The sequence below is a fragment of the Acinetobacter sp. KAM396 genome (assembly GCF_021602765.1).
GTDB classification, from domain to species: Bacteria; Pseudomonadota; Gammaproteobacteria; order Pseudomonadales; family Moraxellaceae; genus Acinetobacter; species Acinetobacter towneri_A.
Genome location: NZ_BPPH01000080.1, coordinates 1 through 1441, shown reverse-complemented (window position 1 = coordinate 1441; position 1441 = coordinate 1). Strand labels below are relative to the sequence as shown.

Genomic DNA, 1441 nt, shown 5'->3' with positions numbered 1-1441 from the left:
CTGAGTCAGGGTGTCACACTGATCACAGACCCATTTACCACGCACATGCTGTTCCTTATAGAACTGTGCCGGTCTGAAATGCAGTTTTTCACTGACATCTTCGCCGATACGCCGGAGTTGGCATCCACAAGCACATTGGGTTGATGCAGGTTCATGCTCAATACGGATGGTGTGTAGATGATCTGGCAGTGGTCGACGTTTAGGTTTATTGGTTTTGGCTTTGTGTGTCGCTGCATTGGTTTTATCTGCATTTAGCCGTTCCAGTTCTAGATCAACCGCGGCAATATCTTCTTCAACCGCTTCATCCCACAGATGGATTTGTTTTGCCGTTAAGTGTTCATTCTTTTGGGCGAATTTGTGCTTTTTAAACAGCGCCAGTTCATGCTCGTATTTTTGATTGAGAATAGAAAGATGTTGAACTTTAGAATCTAATTGCTGATTGGTGACTTCAAGATGTTGAACTCTGGCATCTAATTGCTGGTTTGATTGTGCTAGAGACTGATGCTGCATCGCCAACTGCCGGGTAAATTCCAGCAGTTGTTCATGGGTCAGTTGGCTTAAGTCAGGCAGCGTATTCATGACCGCAGTATGCCTGAGGTCATGATGCAGAGGAAATAGAACGTTTGGAGAATAGCAGAATGGATGAGCCTGGTTTAGAGCATTGTTACCACTTGCTGCAGTCCGATTCTTTGCCAGGGCAAACCCTGGATCAGTGCCTGTAACTGCTCCGGGCTGATCGCCATACTTTCACCCTGGTGAACTTTAGCCCAGTGGAATTTCCCCTGTTCCAGCCGCCGGGCACACAGCCAGATACCCAGTCCATCATGCACCAGCACTTTCATACGATGGCCACGCTTATTACAGAACAGGTAAGCGCAATGCGGTTTGATGTAGCCAAAGGCTCTCAGCACCTGAGCCATGGCTGTATCCATCCCTGCACGCATGTCCATCGGCTGGGTAGACAACCAGATCTCATCAATACGAATCATTGAGTCAAACCCTGGATCAGCAACAGTAATTCAGTTACTGACTCCACCGGCCAGTCGATCTCGATCATCTGATCCCTTGCGGAACTTGGTGCCTCATGTAATGGAATCCTGATATGAGCGACAGCTTTCTTCTCTGGCACAGGTGGTAGAGGTGCTTCTTGTTTGACTGGAGTCGGGTGAAGAATGACCGGAAGAAAGTCAGTCTGTGGAATGGATGGGGTTTTTAATGCAGGGGGCATTGATCTGGACTGACGAATCCATTTATGTAGCAGATTGGCATTGATCTGATGTTGCATTGCTACCTTGGCCACTGATATATCTGGCTGCTGGCATTGCTGAATAAGTTGATGTTTAAATTCAGCTGTGAAGGTTCGACGGGGCTTTTTTAGCGTTGGTGCACTGTCTATAACTGTCTTTAAATCCATAAATAGGTGTCCACTTAAATTTAAGTG

The 1441-nt window shown here is 46.9% G+C and carries 3 protein-coding genes; all 3 read right to left on the bottom strand.

What is annotated here, in order from left to right:
* The coding region (locus L6C30_RS14540; protein ID WP_236163213.1) for an IS66 family transposase zinc-finger binding domain-containing protein at positions 1-579 on the bottom strand (579 nt) is incomplete at its 3' end.
* Positions 580-653: 74 nt separating this feature from the next.
* A complete protein-coding gene (gene tnpB / locus L6C30_RS14535) occupies positions 654-989 on the bottom strand; it encodes an IS66 family insertion sequence element accessory protein TnpB (RefSeq protein ID WP_000618090.1) in 336 nt (111 codons plus the stop codon).
* Positions 986-1441: transposase (locus L6C30_RS14530; RefSeq protein WP_236163406.1), on the bottom strand; the 456-nt coding region annotated here is incomplete at its 5' end. The genes L6C30_RS14530 and tnpB, both read right to left, overlap by 4 nt.

Coding starts and splice junctions, on each gene's coding strand:
- tnpB (WP_000618090.1), bottom strand. CDS start 989: ATGATTCGTATTGATGAGATCTGGTTGTCTACCCAGCCGATGGACATG.